The organism is Pusillimonas caeni (assembly GCF_003545815.1).
GTDB classification, from domain to species: domain Bacteria; phylum Pseudomonadota; class Gammaproteobacteria; order Burkholderiales; family Burkholderiaceae_B; genus Pusillimonas; species Pusillimonas caeni.
Window position 1 is genome coordinate 417,521 of sequence record NZ_PDUW01000001.1, and the last position, 18,087, is coordinate 435,607.

Annotated in this window: 19 protein-coding genes; 15 read left to right on the top strand and 4 right to left on the bottom strand. The window is 65.3% G+C overall.

Features of this window, described 5'->3' with window-relative positions:
* Window positions 1–48 precede the first annotated feature (48 nt).
* Together CSC67_RS01890 and CSC67_RS01895 are read right to left on the bottom strand one after the other, a co-directional pair.
* Window positions 49–3,996: a DUF3683 domain-containing protein gene (locus CSC67_RS01890; RefSeq protein ID WP_118992813.1), complete on the bottom strand. Its 3,948-nt coding sequence runs from the start codon at window positions 3,994–3,996 to the stop codon at window positions 49–51.
* Between the two features lie 73 nt (window positions 3,997–4,069).
* Window positions 4,070–4,615: a YqaA family protein gene (locus CSC67_RS01895; RefSeq protein ID WP_118992814.1), complete on the bottom strand. Its 546-nt coding sequence runs from the start codon at window positions 4,613–4,615 to the stop codon at window positions 4,070–4,072.
* Between the two features lie 93 nt (window positions 4,616–4,708).
* On the opposite strand from CSC67_RS01895, the gene ilvA reads away from it, so the two are divergent.
* Window positions 4,709–6,220, top strand: a complete 1,512-nt coding sequence (ilvA, locus tag CSC67_RS01900; protein ID WP_118992815.1) for a threonine ammonia-lyase, biosynthetic — start codon at window positions 4,709–4,711, stop codon at window positions 6,218–6,220.
* A gap of 31 nt (window positions 6,221–6,251) precedes the next feature.
* Here the strand turns inward: ilvA and CSC67_RS01905 are convergent, their stop codons facing one another.
* Window positions 6,252–6,788, bottom strand: coding sequence for an adenine phosphoribosyltransferase (locus CSC67_RS01905; RefSeq protein ID WP_118993169.1), 537 nt, complete (start codon window positions 6,786–6,788; stop codon window positions 6,252–6,254).
* Between the two features lie 133 nt (window positions 6,789–6,921).
* Between CSC67_RS01905 and CSC67_RS01910 the strand changes: the two genes are divergently transcribed.
* The 10 genes from CSC67_RS01910 to CSC67_RS01955 all read left to right on the top strand — a co-directional run bounded on the left by CSC67_RS01910 (window position 6,922) and on the right by CSC67_RS01955 (window position 14,784).
* On the top strand, window positions 6,922–7,911 hold the full coding sequence (locus CSC67_RS01910) for a KpsF/GutQ family sugar-phosphate isomerase (protein WP_118992816.1): 990 nt from the start codon (window positions 6,922–6,924) through the stop codon (window positions 7,909–7,911).
* On the top strand, window positions 7,908–8,516 hold the full coding sequence (locus CSC67_RS01915; RefSeq protein ID WP_425337625.1) for a KdsC family phosphatase: 609 nt from the start codon (window positions 7,908–7,910) through the stop codon (window positions 8,514–8,516). Before CSC67_RS01910 ends, CSC67_RS01915 begins: the two co-directional genes overlap by 4 nt.
* Window positions 8,517–8,533: 17 nt before the next feature.
* Complete coding sequence (gene lptC, locus CSC67_RS01920) at window positions 8,534–9,175, top strand: LPS export ABC transporter periplasmic protein LptC (protein ID WP_118992818.1); 642 nt, start codon at window positions 8,534–8,536, stop codon at window positions 9,173–9,175.
* A gap of 46 nt (window positions 9,176–9,221) precedes the next feature.
* Window positions 9,222–9,830, top strand: coding sequence for a lipopolysaccharide transport periplasmic protein LptA (gene lptA / locus CSC67_RS01925; RefSeq protein WP_167752739.1), 609 nt, complete (start codon window positions 9,222–9,224; stop codon window positions 9,828–9,830).
* A 60-nt stretch (window positions 9,831–9,890) separates the two neighbouring features.
* On the top strand, window positions 9,891–10,685 hold the full coding sequence (lptB, locus tag CSC67_RS01930) for an LPS export ABC transporter ATP-binding protein (RefSeq protein WP_118992820.1): 795 nt from the start codon (window positions 9,891–9,893) through the stop codon (window positions 10,683–10,685).
* Window positions 10,686–10,889: 204 nt separating this feature from the next.
* Window positions 10,890–11,213 (top strand): ribosome hibernation-promoting factor, HPF/YfiA family, encoded by a 324-nt coding sequence (hpf, locus tag CSC67_RS01935; protein ID WP_118992821.1) that lies wholly within the window; start codon window positions 10,890–10,892, stop codon window positions 11,211–11,213.
* Window positions 11,214–11,403: 190 nt separating this feature from the next.
* Window positions 11,404–11,868 carry a PTS sugar transporter subunit IIA gene (locus CSC67_RS01940; protein ID WP_118992822.1) on the top strand — a complete coding sequence of 155 codons (465 nt, stop codon included), beginning with the start codon at window positions 11,404–11,406 and terminating at the stop codon, window positions 11,866–11,868.
* Between the two features lie 14 nt (window positions 11,869–11,882).
* Window positions 11,883–12,812: an HPr(Ser) kinase/phosphatase gene (gene hprK, locus CSC67_RS01945; protein ID WP_118992823.1), complete on the top strand. Its 930-nt coding sequence runs from the start codon at window positions 11,883–11,885 to the stop codon at window positions 12,810–12,812.
* Between the two features lie 95 nt (window positions 12,813–12,907).
* On the top strand, window positions 12,908–13,780 hold the full coding sequence (gene rapZ / locus CSC67_RS01950) for an RNase adapter RapZ (protein ID WP_118992824.1): 873 nt from the start codon (window positions 12,908–12,910) through the stop codon (window positions 13,778–13,780).
* Window positions 13,777–14,784 carry a septal ring lytic transglycosylase RlpA family protein gene (locus CSC67_RS01955; RefSeq protein ID WP_118992825.1) on the top strand — a complete coding sequence of 336 codons (1,008 nt, stop codon included), beginning with the start codon at window positions 13,777–13,779 and terminating at the stop codon, window positions 14,782–14,784. The genes rapZ and CSC67_RS01955 overlap by 4 nt, the downstream gene beginning before the upstream one ends.
* A gap of 33 nt (window positions 14,785–14,817) precedes the next feature.
* On the opposite strand, the gene rsmI is transcribed toward CSC67_RS01955, so the two are convergent.
* On the bottom strand, window positions 14,818–15,741 hold the full coding sequence (rsmI, locus tag CSC67_RS01960) for a 16S rRNA (cytidine(1402)-2'-O)-methyltransferase (protein WP_118992826.1): 924 nt from the start codon (window positions 15,739–15,741) through the stop codon (window positions 14,818–14,820).
* A 26-nt stretch (window positions 15,742–15,767) separates the two neighbouring features.
* On the opposite strand from rsmI, the gene CSC67_RS01965 reads away from it, so the two are divergent.
* From CSC67_RS01965 to CSC67_RS01980, 4 genes are read left to right on the top strand one after another with little or no spacing between them, the layout of a single operon-like run.
* Window positions 15,768–16,265, top strand: coding sequence for a YraN family protein (locus CSC67_RS01965; RefSeq protein ID WP_118992827.1), 498 nt, complete (start codon window positions 15,768–15,770; stop codon window positions 16,263–16,265).
* 18 nt (window positions 16,266–16,283) lie between these two features.
* The gene (locus tag CSC67_RS01970; protein WP_167752714.1) at window positions 16,284–16,877 is read left to right on the top strand and encodes a phosphoheptose isomerase; all 594 of its coding nucleotides are present in this window, start codon (window positions 16,284–16,286) and stop codon (window positions 16,875–16,877) included.
* Window positions 16,877–17,584 carry a BON domain-containing protein gene (locus CSC67_RS01975; RefSeq protein ID WP_118992829.1) on the top strand — a complete coding sequence of 236 codons (708 nt, stop codon included), beginning with the start codon at window positions 16,877–16,879 and terminating at the stop codon, window positions 17,582–17,584. The genes CSC67_RS01970 and CSC67_RS01975 overlap by 1 nt, the downstream gene beginning before the upstream one ends.
* The gene (locus tag CSC67_RS01980; protein ID WP_118992830.1) at window positions 17,581–18,075 is read left to right on the top strand and encodes a TlpA disulfide reductase family protein; all 495 of its coding nucleotides are present in this window, start codon (window positions 17,581–17,583) and stop codon (window positions 18,073–18,075) included. Before CSC67_RS01975 ends, CSC67_RS01980 begins: the two co-directional genes overlap by 4 nt.
* Window positions 18,076–18,087: the final 12 nt, after the last annotated feature.

Sequence of the window (18,087 nt, forward strand, 5' to 3'; positions counted from 1 at the left end):
GGCCACAGGCGGCGCCCCGGGCCCAGCAGCGCGGCAAGATGCCGCCGATCAGACCAGCACGCGCTCTATCCCGCCCGCATTGGCCTGCTTCACGTAGTCCTGCATCCATGACTCGCCCAGGATATGGCGGGCCATTTCGACCACGATGTAGTCGGCGTCCATGCCCGTATCGCCCTGATAGCGGGACAGGCCCTGCAGACAGGAGGGACAGGACGTCAGCATCTTGACCTCGCCCGCATAGCCGTCCGCGCGCAGCGTGGCGTCGTTCTTGGCCAGCTCTTCGCGCTTGCGGAAGCGCACCTGGGTGGAGACGTCGGGGCGGCTGACGGCCAGGGTGCCCGATTCGCCGCAGCAGCGGTCGGTGCGGATGGCGCCGTCGCCCACCAGGGACTTGACCGTCTTCATGGGGTCCTGCAGCTTCATGGGCGTGTGGCAGGGATCGTGATACATGTAGCGCACGCCGGTCGCGCCCTCGAGCCGTATGCCTTTTTCGAGCAGATACTCGTGGATGTCGATCAGACGGCAGCCGGGGAAGATCTTGTCGAACTCGTAGCCGGCCAACTGGTCGTAGCAGGTGCCGCAGCTGACCACCACGGTCTTGATGTCCAGATAATTCAGCGTGGTGGCCACGCGATGGAACAGCACCCGATTGTCGGTGATGATTTTTTCGGCCTTGTCGTTCATGCCGTTGCCGCGCTGCGGGTAGCCGCAGCACAGGTAGCCGGGCGGCAGCACGGTCTGCACGCCGGCATGCCACAGCATGGCCTGGGTGGCCAGCCCCACCTGGGAAAACAGGCGCTCGGAACCGCAGCCCGGAAAATAGAACACCGCCTCGGTATCGTGGGAGGTGGCGGCCGGATTGCGAATGATGGGCACGTAGTCCGCGTCTTCGATGTCGAGCAGCTTGCGGGCCGTCTGCTTGGGCAGGCCGCCCGGCATCTTCTTGTTGACGAAGTGGATCACCTGCTCGCGGATGGGAGACTTGCCGACGGTCGCCGGGGGATGCTCCACCTGCTTGCGGGCCGGCGCGGCCAGCAGGTCGTGCGCCAGGCGCTGCGCCTTGTAGCCCACGTCCACCATCGCCGTGCGCGTGGCCTTGATCACGCGCGGGTCTTTCGCATTCAGGAAGAACATCGCCGCGGTGGTGCCCGGATTGAACGACTTCTTGCCCATGCGGCGCAGCAGGGCCCGCATCTCCATCGAGACGTCGCCGAAATCGATGTCGACCGGACAGGGGTTGTAGCACTTGTGGCAGATGGTGCAGTGATCGGCCACGTCCTCGAATTCGCCCCAATGCTTCAGGCTGACGCCGCGGCGGGTCTGTTCTTCGTACAGGAAGGCCTCGATCAGCAGCGAAGTGGCCAGAATCTTGTTGCGCGGCGAATAAAGCAGATTGGCCCGGGGCACGTGGGTGGCGCATACCGGCTTGCACTTGCCGCAGCGCAGACAGTCCTTGATGGCCGAGGAGATGGCGCCGATCTCGCTCTGCTGCATGATCAGCGATTCGTGCCCCAGCAAATTGAAGCTGGGCGTCCAGGCATGGCGCAGGTCGGCGCCCGGCATCAGCTTGCCGGCATTGAAATGCCCCGCCGGGTCGATGCGCCGCTTGTAGTCCTGGAAGGGCTGCAGCTCGTCCTGGGTCAGGAACTCGTACTTGGTCAGGCCTATGCCGTGCTCGCCCGAAATGACGCCGTCCAGGTCGCGGGCGATCTGCATGATGCGCGCCACGGCCTCGTTCGCCTCGCGCAGCATCTCGTAGTCGTCCGAGTTGACGGGAATATTGGTGTGCACATTGCCGTCGCCCGCGTGCATGTGCAGCGCGACGAACACCCGGCCGCGCAGGACGCGGTCGTGGATGGCCTGGATCTCGGCCAGCACGGCGGCGCAATCGGCGCCGGCGAAATAGCGCTCCATCAATGCCCGCACCTCGGTCTTCCAGGAAACGCGGAGGGTGTGGTCCTGCACCACGTTGAACACGCGCGCTTCGGGCTGTACCGCCAGGCGCGAGGCCAGCGGACGGAACTCCAGGTCTTCCAGGCCCAGGTCCTGCATGCGTCCCAGCCCTTCGGCCAGCGGCAGATCGAGGTTCAGCAGCAGCCAGTTCCAGCGTTCGCGCACCGTCCGGATCGTGGCGACGGCGTCGCGCACGCGCTCTTGCAAAATATCTTCGCGCGTGTGTTCGGCGTCTTCGTGGTCTTCGGTCTTGCCCACCGGCAGTTCGCCCGAGGTCAGGAAGAGTTCGATCTGGTCCAGCAGGCGCAGCTTGTTGCGGGTGGACAATTCGATGTTGATGCGCTCGATCGCGTCGGTGTATTCGCCCATGCGATCCAGCGGAATGACGACGTCCTCGTTGATCTTGAAGGCGTTGGTGTGGCGCGCGATGGCGGCCGTGCGGGCGCGGTCGAGCCAGAAGCGCTTGCGGGCCTCGGCGCTGACGGCCACGAAGCCCTCGCCGTGGCGCGTGTTGGCAAGGCGCACGACCTCGCTGGCCGCGGCCGCAACGGCGTCCGGATCGTCGCCCACGATGTCGCCGAACAGCGCCATTTTGGGCAGCCCGCCCCGCTTGCTCTTGGTGGCGTAGTCCACCGCGCGCAGATAGCGTTCGTCCAGGTGCTCGAGACCGGCCAGTATGGCGCCCATGCGGCGGCCCTCGCCGTCGAGGTAGTTCTTGATCTCGACGATGGACGGGATGGCGTCGCGCGCCTGGCCGAAGAACTCCAGGCAGACGGTGCGGGTATGGGCCGGCATGCGGTGCAGCACCCAGCGCGCCGAGGTGATCAGGCCGTCGCAGCCCTCTTTCTGGATGCCCGGCAGGCCGGCCAGGAATTTGTCTGTCACGTCCTTGCCCAGGCCGGCCTTGCGGAAGCGGGCGCCTTCGATGACCAGGGTTTCGCTGCGCAGCGGGCGGGCGCCCGGCGCGGCGGCGCCGTCGAACCATTCGAGCTTGAAGCTTGCCTGGGCGGCGTCGTGGATCTTGCCCAGGTTGTGGTCCAGGCGGGTGACCTCGAGCCAGTTGCCGTCCGGGTCCACCATGCGCCACCAGGCCAGGTTGTCCAAGGCCGTGCCCCACAGCACGGCCTTCTTGCCGCCCGCGTTCATGGCGATGTTGCCGCCGATACAGGAGGCGTCGGCCGAAGTCGGGTCGACGGCGAAGACGAAGCCGGCCGCCTCGGCCGCCTCGGCCACGCGCCGGGTCACGACCCCGGCGCCCGACCATATCGTCGTCACGGCCTCGTCATGGCCGGGCAGCGGCGCGGCCTCGACCGTGCCCAGCGTGTCCAGCTTCTCGGTGTTGATGACGACCGAACGCCAGCTGAGCGGGATGGCGCCGCCGGTATAGCCCGTGCCGCCGCCGCGCGGAATGATGGTGAGGTCCAGCGAGATACAGGCGCGCACCAGGGCGGCGATCTCGTCCTCGGTGTCAGGAGTGAGGACGACGAAGGGGTACTCGACCCGCCAGTCGGTGGCATCGGTGACGTGGGACACCCGCGACAGGCCGTCGAACTTGATGTTGTCCTTGGCGGTGACGCGGGACAGGCGTCGCATGACCTTCTTGCGCAATACAGCCGTCAGCTCGAATTCGGATTCGAATTCGGCCACGGCCTTGTGGGCGGCTTGCAAGAGCATTCCCACCCAGCCGTCGCGCTCGGGGTCTTCGGCGTCGCGCCGCTTGTCGATCTCGCCCAGGCGATGACGCAGCGCCTCGATGAGCGCATGCAGGCGCTTGGGGCTGTGCAGCAGGTCGTCCTGCAAATAGGGATTGCGGCGCACCACCCAGATGTCGCCCAGCACTTCGAACAGCATGCGCGCGGAGCGGCCGGTGCGGCGCTCGGCGCGCAGGTCGGTCAGCCATTGCCAGGCCTGTTCGCCCAGCAGGCGGCAGACAATCTCGCGATCGGAAAACGAGGTGTAGTTGTAGGGAATTTCGCGCAAGCGGGGCGCATCCGCCGGCAGAGCCTTGGCGGCAAGCAATTGACTGGCGAGAGGGGCGTTCATGGCAATAAAAGTAACCTGGCAAGGCGTAAGTTTACTGCATCGCCACCGGCCGACGCGGCGGCGCGGCGCGCGATCAGCCGTGTCCGGCCTCGGGAAAGAACCACAGCAGGGCTCCCGTCATGACCACATAGCGCAGGAATTTGCCCACCGCCATGAAGAACACCGACGGCCAGAACGGCAGCTTGAGCCAGCCGGCCACCACGCACAGCGGATCCCCCACCATCGGCAGCCAGGAGAAGAACAGGGCCGCAGGCCCGAAACGGTGCACCCAGTCGCTGATATGGCGATGCCAGCGTCCGGCCGACTTGCGCCTTTGCGCCTCGATCTCGGCATGGCCATGGCCGTGCTTTTCGCGCCAGCGCTCGTAGCCCTTCTCGGCGCCCAGGCCCATGGCATAGCTGATGACGCCGCCCAGCGTGTTGCCCAGGGTGGCCACCAGCACCGCCGGCCAGAACATATGGGGCGAAAGCTTGACGTAGCCGAACACCGCGGGCTCGGACCCCAGCGGCAGGATGGTGGCCGACACCAGGCTGACGATGAAGATGGCGCTGAGCCCGACCCGGGGCAAAGCCAGGGCCGCCAGCAACCAGTGTATCGACGAACGCAGCCAGGCTTCCATAGCGCGTAAGTGTAGCCGCGTTTCGTTGCCCCAATATCGCTGTGATATTCTTTCAGGCAACTTTTTCTCCGCTCTTCCCTGCCCGCCCTCCCCATGTCCAACGACTATCTCAAGCGCATCCTCAACTCCAAGGTTTACGACGTCGCAGTCGAATCCCCCCTCGAACTCGCCTCCCTCACTTCAGCGCGCATTCAGAACAAGGTCTGGCTCAAACGGGAAGACACCCAGGCGGTCTTCAGCTTCAAGCTGCGCGGCGCCTACAACAAGATGGCCAACCTCAGCCCCGCCGAGCTCAAGCGCGGGGTCATCGCGGCATCGGCCGGCAATCATGCCCAGGGCGTGGCCTTGTCGGCCCGCAGGCTGGGCTGCAGGGCGGTCATCGTCATGCCCACCACCACCCCCCGGCTGAAGGTGGACGCGGTCCAGGCGCTGGGCGGCGAGGCGGTGCTGGCGGGCGACAGCTATTCGGACGCCTACGAGCACGCCATGCAGCTCGAGAAAAAGGAGAAGCTCACGTTCGTCCATCCCTTCGACGACCCCGACGTCATCGCCGGCCAGGGCACGGTGGGAATGGAAATCCTGCGCCAGCACTCGGGCCCCATCGACGCCGTCTTCGTCCCCATCGGCGGCGGCGGCCTGATCGCCGGCGTGGCGGCCTACATCAAGCAGCTGCGCCCCGAAACCCGCATCATCGGCGTGCAGACCGAGGACTCCAACGCCATGATGCGCAGCGTCAAGGCGGGCCGGCGCCTGGAGCTGGGCGACGTGGGCCTGTTCTCCGACGGCACGGCGGTCAAGCTGGTGGGCGCCGAGACCTTCAAGCTGGCGCGCCAGTATGTCGATGACTTCATCGCGGTCGACACGGACGCCATCTGCGCCGCCATCAAGGACGTCTTCCAGGATACCCGCAGCGTGCTGGAACCCGCCGGCGCCCTGTCGCTGGCCGGGGCCAAGGCCTACGCCGCCCAGAACAAATGGAAGAACAAGACCCTGGTGGCGATCACCAGCGGCGCCAACATGAATTTCGACCGCCTGCGCTTCGTGGCCGAGCGGGCCGACGTCGGCGAGGCGCGCGAAGCGCTGTTCGCCCTGACCATCCCCGAAGAGCGCGGCAGTTTCCGCAAACTGTGCGAAGCGCTGGGAAAACGCAGCGTCACCGAATTCAACTACCGGATCTCCGATTCCGCGCAGGCCCACGTCTTCGTCGGCGTCCAGATCAGTTCGGCCAGCGAACCCGAGAAACTGGCCGCCCTGTTCCGCAAGAAAGGACTGGACACCCTGGACCTGACCGGCAACGAATTGGCCAAGACCCACGTGCGCTACATGGTGGGCGGCCGCTCGGCCCTGGCCGAGCACGAAATGCTGTTCCGTTTCGAATTTCCCGAACGGCCCGGCGCCCTGGCCCGCTTCCTGCAGGCCATGAACCCCGAATGGAACATCAGCCTGTTCCACTACCGCAACCAGGGCGACGACTACGGCCGGGTGCTGGTCGGCATGCAGCTGCCGCCCGACAGCGACAAAAAGGCCGTCAAGGAATTCCTCGAGTCGCTGGGCTACCCGTACTGGAACGAAACCGGCAACCCGGCCTATCGCTTGTTTCTTTGAGCGGCGCGGGCCGGCCCGGCGCCGCCTGTCTTCAGAAGCTGCAGACGCTGTAAAGCGGCAGGCCTGTTTCCTTGAGCGCCTTGGACCCGCCCAGCTCGGGCAGGTCGATGATGGAAGCCGCCTCGACCACATTGGCCCCGAGGCGCTGCAGCAGCTTGGCGGCCGCCAGCATGGTGCCGCCGGTGGCGATGAGGTCGTCGATCAGCAGCACGCGCTGGCCCGGCTTGACCGCGTCGGAATGCATCTCGACCGTGGCGTTGCCGTATTCCAGGGTATATTCTTCGGCCAGGGTATGGAAGGGCAGCTTGCCCTTCTTGCGCACGGGGACGAAACCCAGATTGAGCTCATAGGCCAGCACCGCTCCCAGGATGAAGCCGCGCGCGTCGATGCCTGCCACGAGGTCCAGCCGCTGGCGCATGTACCGGTAGACGAACAGATCGACCAGCACCCTGAACGATTGCGGGTCTTGCAGTACGGGGGTGATGTCGCGGAAGGTAACGCCGGGTTTGGGCCAATCGGGAACGCTACGTATCGCGTTGCGAACGTAATTGACAGGATCAGTATGCATGAAGAGAGCCAAATAGACCTGGGAAGGTGAGCAGCGGTAACTATAACTCCAATCATTCCGTTACAGTGTCCCGCCCGGCGGCAGCGGCCTGCCCGGCCGAGACCAAAATGTCTCCAGCGTTTAAAATCGCCAAATGAAAAGCACCCACCCACCGATCGCGTCCGAAGCCATCGCATCGGCGCGCCGCACCCTGTCCATCGAAGGCAGCGCCCTCAAGGCCCTGCACGACCGCCTCGATGACAGCTTCGCGCGCGCGGTCGACATGGTGCTGGCCTGCGAAGGCCGCATCGTCGTCAGCGGCATCGGCAAATCGGGCCACATCGCGCGCAAGATCGCCGCCACCCTGGCCTCCACCGGCACGCCCTCTTTTTTCATGCACGGCGTCGAGGCCTTGCATGGCGACCTGGGCATGCTCACGCCGCGCGACATCGTGCTGGCCATTTCGTACTCCGGCACCGCCAGCGAGCTGCTTACCGTCCTCACCGTCGCCAAGCGCATGGGCATTCCGCTCATCGCCGTCACCGGCAACCCGCATTCGCAACTGGCCGTCAATGCCGACCTGCATCTGGACGTTCACGTCGAACAAGAGGCCTGCCCGCTCAATCTGGCGCCCACCGCCAGCACGACCGCCACCCTTGCCCTGGGCGACGCCATCGCCGTGGCCTGCCTCGAGGCGCGCGGCTTCAGCTCCGAAGACTTCGCCCGCTCCCATCCCGGCGGCGCGCTGGGCCGGCGACTGCTGACCCTGGTGCGCGACGTCATGCGCTCGGGCGAGGCGCTGCCCATCGTCCACCCCCAGACGCCCATCCCCCAGGCGCTCGAAGAAATGTCGCGCAAGGGCATGGGAATGACCATCGTGGTCGACGAAAGCAGGCGTCCGGTGGGCATCTTCACCGACGGCGATCTGCGGCGGCTCATCTCGGCCCGCGGCGACATCCGGGCCCTTGCGGTAGCCGACGGCATGTCGCCCCACCCCAAAAGCGTTGCGCCCGGTTCGCTGGCCGTCGAGGCCGCCACCCTCATGAACGACAACCGCCTGACCCAGGTTCTGGTCGTGGACGAGGACGGGCTACTATTAGGCGCCCTGCACATGCACGATCTGCTGGCCGCCAAGGTAATCTGACTATGACACCCGACATTGCTCCCCCCCACCCCGCCGAAGCGCTGATTCTGGCCAAGGCCGCGTCCGCGGCAGTCGAGCGCGCACGCCAGGTGCGCCTCATGGCCTTCGACGTCGACGGCGTACTGACCGACGGCAGCCTGTGGTATGGCGAAAGCGGCGAAACCCTCAAGCGCTTCAACGCCCTGGACGGCCACGGCCTGCGACTGATGCGCGAAGGCGGCGTCGCCGTTGCGCTGGTCACCGGGCGCGAAGGCCCCATCGTTGCGCGGCGCGCCGCCGAACTGGGCATCCCGCTGGTCCTGCAAGGCGTGCGCGACAAGTCCCAGGCCATTGCGGGGCTGGCGCAGGAGCAGGGCTACACGCTCGACCAGGTGGGGTTCATGGGCGACGACATCCTCGACCTGGGCGCCCTGCAGCGCGTGGGCTTTGCGGCCAGCGTGCCCAGCGCGCCGCACTACATCACCCAGGCGGCCCACTGGGTCGCCTCGCGCGAGGGAGGCTCCGGCGCGGCGCGCGAATGCTGCGACCTCATTCTCGCCGCGCAGGGCCGCCTGAAGCACTTTTTTTCGCCCAACGCCGTCATTCTGGGCGGCGTCACTCAATAAGGCCCCTTGACTAAACCATGAAAGAACGCCTGCCCGCCCTGATCGCCATCGCCCTGCTGTTCGTCCTGGTCGCCGGCACCTGGTGGGCGGCCGACTACACCCAGCGCGCCGTGCACATCGAACCGCCCCGGCGCGTCACCCACGAGCCGGACGCCTGGTCGAGCAATTTCGTCATGGTCCGCACGGACGCCGGCGGCATGGCCGTCAACCGCATGGAAGGCGACTACCTGCAGCACTATCCCGACGACGATTCCTACGAGGTGACCCGGGCCAAGGCCATCGGCCAGCGCGCCGACTCGCCCATTACCATCGGCACGTCGGACACGGCCATCATGGACCAGGACGGCAGCCGGATCACCATGCGCGGCAACGCCCACCTGCATCGCCAGCCCTACGAAGACCGCGCCGCCCTGGACGTCAACAGCGAAGAGCTGATCCTGCTGCCCGACGAGGACGTGGCCTACACCGACCAGCCCGCCGTGGTGGTCAATGGCAAATCCACCATGGTGGGCACCGGCATGCGGTACGATAACGGCAACCGCACCCTGCAGGTTTTCTCCTCCACTGACGTCCGGATATCAGCCGAAGACTCCCAGGCCGCCTCCCGTTCAAAAAACCAAGGCTCCCAAGACAACAATCATGAATCCACGACACCCTGACCGACTGACTCTCTGGCTGTCCGCCGCCCTGCTGGCCCTGTCGACCATGGGCGCGGCGGCCCAGCAGCCCGCTGCCGCCCAAGCGGCCGCCTCCCAGAACGAGGCCGGCAAGGCGAACGGCGCCGCGCCCGAGTCCGCGAACGGCCAGTCCCAGGAAGAGCCCGACACGCTGATCCTTTCCGACACCCTCAACTACAACGACGCGGCCAAAGAAAGCACCTTCACCGGCAATGTCGTCATGACCCGGGGCCTCATGACCCTGCACGCCGACACCCTCACCATGCGCGAGGACGCCGAGGGCTTCCAGCACGGCGTTGCCACGGTGTCCGGATCGGGCAAGCGGGTGAAGGTCCGCCAGGAAAACCCGGAAAAGTTCGAAGTCATCGAAGCCGAGGGCGTGCGCGGCGAGTACAACGGCAAGACCGAGGAGATCGAGATGATCGGCCAGGCCGTCGTCACCAAGTTCGTCTGCGGCAAGCCGTTCGACACCATCCGCGGCGAACGCGTCAAGTACAACCAGACGACCAACGTCTATCAAGCCTTCGGCGGGCCGCAGTCGTCCGCCCAGGGCGGACGGGTGCGTTCACTGGCCACGCCCAGCGCCAAGGCGGAAGCCGCCGCGGCGGACTGCCGGAAGAAATCCACCAATGGTTGACGCCGCAAGCGGCGTCCGACCCCATACCCGCCACCTGTTTTTTTCGTAGCACGTCCATTTATGTTTTCTTCCGCATCGCCGCGCTCCAGCTCGACCCGTCCCCCCAGCGACCAGCCGGGCAGCCTCAAGGCGACCGGCCTGCGCAAGACCTATGGCAAGCGCACGGTCGTGCACGATGTATCGCTATCGGTGGACAGCGGCGAGGTGGTGGGGCTGCTGGGCCCCAACGGGGCCGGCAAGACCACCAGCTTCTACATGATCGTCGGCATCGTTCCGACCGACTCGGGGCGCATCGAGATCGACGACGTCGAAATCACCGCCATGCCCATGCACAAGCGGGCGCGCCTCGGGCTTTCCTATCTGCCCCAGGACGCCTCGGTGTTTCGCCGCCTGACCGTCGAAGAAAACATCCGCGCGGTGCTGGAGCTGCAGCAGGAGGCCGACGGACGCGCACCGTCGTCGGCCCGCATCGGCGAACGCCTGGAAGCGCTGCTGGACGAACTGCAAATAGGGCATATCCGGCGTAATACCGCGATTTCGCTTTCGGGCGGCGAGCGCCGCCGGGTGGAAATCGCGCGCGCCCTGGCCACCAACCCGCGTTTCATCCTGCTGGACGAGCCGTTTGCGGGCGTGGACCCGATCGCGGTGATTGAAATTCAGCGCATCGTGCATTTTCTCAAGGGCCGCAATATCGGCGTGCTGATCACCGATCACAATGTGCGCGAAACCCTGGGCATCTGCGACCGGGCCTACATCATCAGCGAAGGCAAGGTGCTGACCAACGGGCATCCCAGCGAGATCATCGACAACGAAGCGGTGCGCAAGGTCTACCTGGGCAAGAATTTCCGCATGTAGGCGGTGCGTGGGCCGCTGCCGGCCACCGTTACATCTCGACCCTTATTATGGGGATCCCTTGATCTTTCTCAAAGAGAGGATTCACCCCACTTGATTTAGTTTTTCCAGGCGATACACTGAAACTGTTGCAACTTCATAACAAGGAGAACCGTTTATTCCTCACAACGCGCATTCCGCGCACCCGACATTACAGGAGAGCAGTACATGAACCTGAACATCACTGGTCGTCATCTTGAAATCACCCCCGCCATCCGTGCCTACGTCAAGAACAAGATGTCACGGGTCGCACGACACTTCGACAATGTCATCGACACCCAGGTCATGCTCTCGATAGAGCGTCTAAAACACACGGCCGAGGTCACCATGCGTCTGCGCGGCAAGGACATCCATTGCCAGGCCACCGACGAAAACCTCTATGCGGCCATCGACCTGCTGTCCGACAAAATCGATCGCCAGGTCATCAAGTACAAAACCAAAATACAGGATCATGCACACGAGCCCGTAAAAAGGCAGCAATTAAGCGCTTGACAAGCATCCTAGAGTCACGGGCAGTACCGCGCGCCCACAGAGGCTGAAGCGAACTCCCGAAAATGCCCCCACACCGCGCTTTTCGATGCGCGGCGAAACGGCAAAAAAGGCCCCAATCATCCGACTGGGGCCTTTGACTTTCCCGGCCCGCGACTTTCTCTATAGGCTTATATACTCATATAATGGCCGTATGAATCTCATGTCGCGTATCCTGCCGCTGGAAAACATCGCGCTCGACGTCGAGGCCACCAGCAAAAAACGGGCGTTCGAGCAAGCCGGCCTGCTCTTCGAGAACCACCATGGCATCGCCCGCACGGCCGTTTTCCAAAGTCTGATCGCCCGCGAGCGCCTGGGCTCCACCGCGCTGGGGCATCATATCGCCGTGCCGCATGGGCGCATCAAGGGCCTCAAAGAGCCTTGTGCCGCCTTCATCCGCCTGGCCGACCCGGTGCGCTTCGACGCCACCGACGGAAGGCTCGCCAATCTGCTGTTCTTCGTTCTGGTACCTGAAACCGCCACGCAGCTGCACCTCGACCTGCTTGCCGAGATCGCCCGGCTGGTATCCAACCCCTCGCTGCGCCAGATGCTGTCCACCGAAACCGACCCTGCGGTCATTCATCGCCTGCTTACCGCCGACGTCGCCACGGCTGAATAAGACCTAAAGCCCTCATGCTGACCGTTCAGGAACTCGTCAACGAAAACACCGACAAAATCTCGTTCACCTGGATCGCCGGCATGGAAGCCGCCGACCGGGTCATCGCCAACGAAGGCCTGTCGGGCGCCGATCTGGTCGGCCACCTGAATCTCATCCACCCGGCGCGAGTGCAGGTGTTCGGCAAAGAAGAACTCGCCTATTACACCCGGGTCGACCCCCGCCGCCGCCAGCACCACCTCGAAGACCTCGTCACGGGCGGCGTGCCGGCCATCATGCTGGCCGGCAATCTGGCCGTACCCGACGACCTCAGGCAATTCTGCCACGACCACAGCATTCCCCTGCTGTCCACCTCCGTCGAAGCGGCCGAGCTGATCGACCTGCTGCGCTACTATCTGGGCAAGCGGCTGGCTCCCAGCACCACCGTGCATGGCGTGTTCATGGACGTTCTCGGCCTGGGCGTGCTGATCATGGGCGATTCGGGCCTCGGGAAAAGCGAACTGGCGCTGGAGCTCATCTCGCGCGGCCACGGCCTGGTCGCCGATGACGCTGTCGAACTTTCGCGCATCGCACCCAATATGATCGAGGGCCATTGCCCTCCGCTGCTGCAGAACCTGCTCGAAGTGCGCGGGCTGGGCCTGCTGGACATCCGCACGATTTTCGGCGAAACCTCGGTACGCCGTAAAATGAAGCTCAAGCTCATCGTCCAGCTGGTGCGCCTGAACGCCGACGCATTCGAGCGCCTGCCGGTCCAGGACCTCACCCAGGAAATCCTGGGCATCCCCATCCGCCGAGTCATGCTGCAGGTAGCGCCCGGCCGCAACCTGGCAGTGCTGGTCGAAGCGGCCGTACGCAACACCATACTTACCCTGCGCGGCATAGACACCATGGGCGAGTTCATCGAGCGGCAGGCTCTGGCCATCATGGAAAGCAGCCGCCCCGATTAGCGCAGAAAGGGCAGCCGCATGAGCATGCAAACCGCGCGCCATCCTGGCGCAAAGCGCAGCCGAGTCAGGCCTTTTGCCTGCCGGCCCACGCAAATATGTTGAAAATCGTACTGATCACAGGCATCTCGGGCTCGGGCAAATCCGTGGCCCTGCGCCTTCTCGAAGACTCCGGCTATTTGTGCGTCGACAACCTGCCGGTGCGCTTCCTGCACGACTTCATCGCCACCACGCGCGAGGATGGCCTGGAACGCGTGGCGGTCGCCATCGACGTGCGCTCGCCCGGCGACCTCGAGGACCTTCCGGCCGTCATTACGGCATTGCGCGCCAGCGGCACCGAATTCCGCGTCATCTTCCTGGACGCCAACGACCACACCCTGCTTCAGCGCTATTCCGAGTCGCGCCGGCGCCACCCCCTGACCGACCGGCTCGCCACTGGCGGCAAGTCGCCCTCTCTACAGGAATGCATAGACACCGAGCGCGAATTGCTGGCCCCCCTGCGAGAGCAGGAACACGTCATCGACACCTCCGATCTCACGCCCGGCCAGCTGCGCGCCTGGATGCGCGATCTGGTCCAGGCCGACCGCTCGTCGGTCGTGCTCACCTTTGAGTCTTTCGCCTACAAGCGCGGGGTTCCGGGCGATGCCGATCTGGTCTTCGACGTGCGCTGCCTGCCCAATCCGCACTACGATCGCGAATTGCGCCCCCTGACCGGACGCGACGATGCCGTCGCCAAATGGCTGGCCCAATTCGGCAGCGTGGAAACCATGATCGAAGACATCGCCGGCTTCATACGGCGCTGGCTGCCGCTCTATATGCAGGACACGCGCAACTACCTGACCGTGGCCGTGGGTTGCACCGGAGGCCAACATCGTTCAGTCTATGTCACTGAGCAGCTGGCGCGGCGCTTTTCCGACCACTCTCCCTTGCTGATACGCCATCGCAACCAGGCGCCCGTGGAGGTTCCATGAAATCCATCCGAGCCTTGATTGCCCTGACTTCCGTCTCTGCGGCACTGGTTCTGGCCGGCTGCGGATCCACCGGCCACAAGGGCGGCGGCTACTACAAAGACGACGGTCCGGGTTCCGACATACCCGCCAACGTGCGCAACACCCCCGACGCCGTTCCGCGCATCGAGGCCTACGCGCCCGCCAATCTTCGGCCCTATCGCGTGCTGGGCAAGACCTACGTGCCCCTCGCTCCGGACAGCCCGTACCGCGAATCGGGCGTGGCGTCCTGGTATGGCAAGAAATTCCATGGCGGCAAGACCGCCAACGGCGAAGTCTACGACATGTACGCCATGACGGCGGCCCATCCCACGCTGCCCCTGCCCAGCTATGCCCGGGTCACCCGGCCCGACACCGGGGCGACCGTGGTGGTGCGCATCAACGATCGCGGCCCTTTCCACAGTTCGCGCGTCATCGACCTTTCCTATGCCGCCGCGGCCCGGCTGGGGCTGATCGGCCGGGGAAGCGGCAAAGTCGTGGTCGAGGCCATCACCCATGCCGAGATTGCACGGGGACAATCCGGCCAGGCCCCGGTCGCCGCGGCAAGCGCCGAACCTTCGCTCGCGGCCCAATTGAACGAGGCGTCGGCCGCCCAGCTGAACGGCGCCGCAGCCGCCGACATGCCGGACGCGCTGGCGGTGCTGGACACCCAGGCCGCCATGCTGTCCCCCACCGATCAGGCGCAGCACGGCGGCCCGCTGCCCATACCGACGCTGGAGAACACCGGCGGCTCCGAGGTGTTTTTGCAGTTCGGCGCCTTCAGCGGCCAGGGCAACGCCGAATCGCTGGCTAGGCAGCTCAATCGCCAGATCACCGCGGTGGAAAGCCGGCAGGCCCGCGTCAAGGCCTCTGACAGCCTGTACCGCGTCCAGATCGGCCCCTACGCCAGCCGCACCGAGGCCGTCAACGCGGCGCTGCGCATCCAGCAGCAGACCGGGGCGCAGGCGACGGTGGCGACGCGGGACTAGACTGTTCCGCCAGGACGATGCTCGCGCTTTTCTCTAACGTCCCCGCTCCAATGCGGCCGCGTACAGCACATCGCGCGGCAGGCCGGTGACCTTGGCGGCCACGCGCGCAGCGTCCCTGACGCTGGCTACTTCGAGCAGAGCGTCGAGCAGATCCAGTGCGGCGGCGTCCGGTCCGTCGCCAGACTGCGCCACGACCTGCTCGTGAACGATCAACACAAGCTCCCCCTGCTCCCGATGGGCGTCCTCGTTCAGCCATTGCTCCGCCTCGCCCAGCCGCAAGGTAGCCACTTCTTCGAAACGCTTGGTCAACTCGCGGGCGACGGTAAGAGTCCGTTCGGGGCCGCAGACCGCCAGCAGGTCCTTCAGCGCCGCCGCCAGGCGATGCGGGGACTCGAACATCACGACGGGAGCCGGTACGGCCGCCCATTGCTTCAGCCATTTCTGGCGCGCCGCCGACTTGGCCGGCGTGAATCCGGCAAAGACAAAGGCTGGATTCTCGTCTGACGTGGCGCCGCTGGCCATCAGCGCGGTGATCACCGCGCTGGCCCCCGGGATCGCCACGACCGGATGGCCCGCATCGCGCACGACGCGCACGATGCGCGCGCCGGGATCACTGACCGCCGGCGCGCCCGCGTCTGAAACGAGCCCCACCCGCTCGCCCTGCTCCAGCCGCTGCAGAATCGCCTGCGCCGCGCCCGCCTCGTTGTGCCGGTGCGCCGCCATCAGAGGCGTGGAAATGCCCCAGGCGTCGAGCAGGGTCCGACTGGCCCGGGTGTCTTCGGCAGCGATGACGTCGCATTGCGTCAGGGCCTGCCAGGCGCGCAGGCTGAGATCGCCCAGGTTGCCGATGGGCGTGGCCACCACGTATAGCGCCGGCGCGGGCCAATGCTGGCCCGCCACCTTTTGGGCGAGACGATTCCATGTCGCGGCGAAGTCGGGAGAAGGGCTTTGGCTCATACTGGGCTGCATGTTGGGAGAGTTCAATGCTCGATGATACGTCAGACCCCTTCACGCTGGCTCGCACGGCGCAACGCGCCGCCATTCGCCGCCGCCGGCGCGCGCTGCGCCGAAAAGCCGCGGCGACCGCCCCCGAGGGCCACGAAACACCGCATCTGTCGCCCACCCAGCGCCTCGGCAGGCAGGCCGAAGAGCGCGCCCGGCGGCATATCGAGGCGGCCGGCGCGCAAGTGTTGCAGCAGAACCTGCTGTGCCGCTCGGGCGAGATCGATCTGGTCTGCGTGGATGGCGGCGTGCTGGCCTTCATCGAGGTGCGCCATCGGCACAGCGCCCGCTTCGGCGGCGCCGCCGCCAGCGTCGACCACTCCAAGCGGGAACGGCTGGTGCAGGCCGCCACCTGGTTCCTGCCGCGGCTTGCCCGACGCTACTTCGGCGGGCGCACGCCGCCCTGCCGTTTCGACGTCATCGCCATCGACGGCGCCGAACTGACTTGGCTGCGGGGCGTATTCGACGCGCCAAGGTAAAGTGAGATAATAGCGCTCATGGACATGACCTCACGCATGACGTCGCACTTCGATGATGCGATCGACACCTTCAAGGCCAGTTCGCAGGCCCTGGCTCAACCGCTTTCCAACGCGGTCGACCTGCTGTTCGGCGCGCTGGCCAACAACAACAAGATCCTCGCCTGCGGCAACGGCGGCTCGGCGGCCGACGCCCAGCACTTCATCGCCGAACTCGTGGGCCGTTTCGAACGCGACCGCCTGCCGCTGGCGGGTATCGCGCTCAATACCGACACGTCCATCCTCACGGCGGTGGGCAACGACTACGGCTTCGACGCCGTATTCGAACGCCAGGTCACCGCGCTGGGACAGCCCGGCGACGTGCTGGTGGCCATTTCCACCAGCGGGAACTCGCCCAATGTCCTGCGGTCCATAGAAGCTGCCCACGAACGCGAAATGTCCGTCATTGCCGTCAGCGGCAAAGGCGGTGGCAAAATCAACGAACTGCTTTACGAAACCGACGTCCATCTATGTGTGCCGCACGATCGCACCATGCGCATCCAGGAAGTCCATATCCTGCTTCTGCATGCCTTGTGCGACGGCATAGACGCCCTGCTTCTCGGAGACACGCTCTAATGGCCATGAACCACCGCCTTTCGCAACTGCTGATCGTCACCTGCATACCCGCGATTTCGCTGGGTGCCTTGTCCGGCTGCGCGCCGCTGGTCGTGGGCGGCGCTGCGGCCACCACCGCCGTCGTGGCGACCGACCGCCGCACGGCGGGCGAACAGGTCGAAGACCAGACCATCGAAATGAAGGCCGGCTCCGAAATGCGCAAGCTGGTCGGCGAAAAGGGCCGGGTCAATACGGTTTCATATGCCGGCAACGTCCTCCTGATGGGCGACGTCCCCACCGAGCAGGACAAGCAGCGCGCCCAAGAACTGGTCTCCAAGATCGAAAAGGTCAAGCGGGTATACAACCAGCTGCGGGTGGGCGAAATTACGCCTCTTAGCGTGCGCACCAACGACAGCTGGCTCAGCACCAAGGTCACCACCACCCTCATCAACACCAAAGACGTCCCCACGCGCACCATCATCGTGGCCACCGAGCGGGGCGTCGTCTACCTGCTGGGCCGGGTCACCCCGGCCGAAAGCGAAAGGGCCGGCAAGGCCGCCGCGGGGGTGGCCGGCATCAATAAAGTAGTAAAATTGTTCGAGATCGTCTCGCCTGAAAGTCTGGCCACCGATAAGTCCGCCGCCCCTGTCCAGGAGTCTTCCGCTCCCGCCTCCGACACGCAGCCCGACTCCGGTTCGGCCGATGTACAAACCATGCCCGTCCAATGAAAAAGCTTCTTCTCGGCCTGGTCGCCCTGGTTGTCGTGGCCGGTATCGGCTTGTGGCAGTTCTCGGGTTCGGCCAAGGCGGCTCCGCAAGCCACCTTCACGTCGCTCGACGGCCGGCAGTTCACCACCCAAGACCTGCGCGGCAAGGTGGTGCTGGTCAAGTTCTGGGCCACCAGCTGCGTCACCTGCGTGCAGCAAATGCCCGACACCATCGAGGCCTACAACGAATATGCCCCCCAGGGCTACGAAGTCGTCGCCGTGGCCATGGACTACGATCCGCCCGACTATGTCCGCAATTTCACCCAGTCCCGGCAGCTGCCCTTCACCGTCGCCATGGACACGTCCGGCGAAATCGCCAAGGCGTTCGGCGATGTCAAGCTCACGCCGACGGCGTTTCTCGTCGACAAGCAAGGCCGCATCATCAAGCGCTATCTGGGCAACTACGACAAAACGGCTTTTCGCCAAACGGTAGAGCGGGCCCTGGCCGGCTGATCCGCGTTCGCC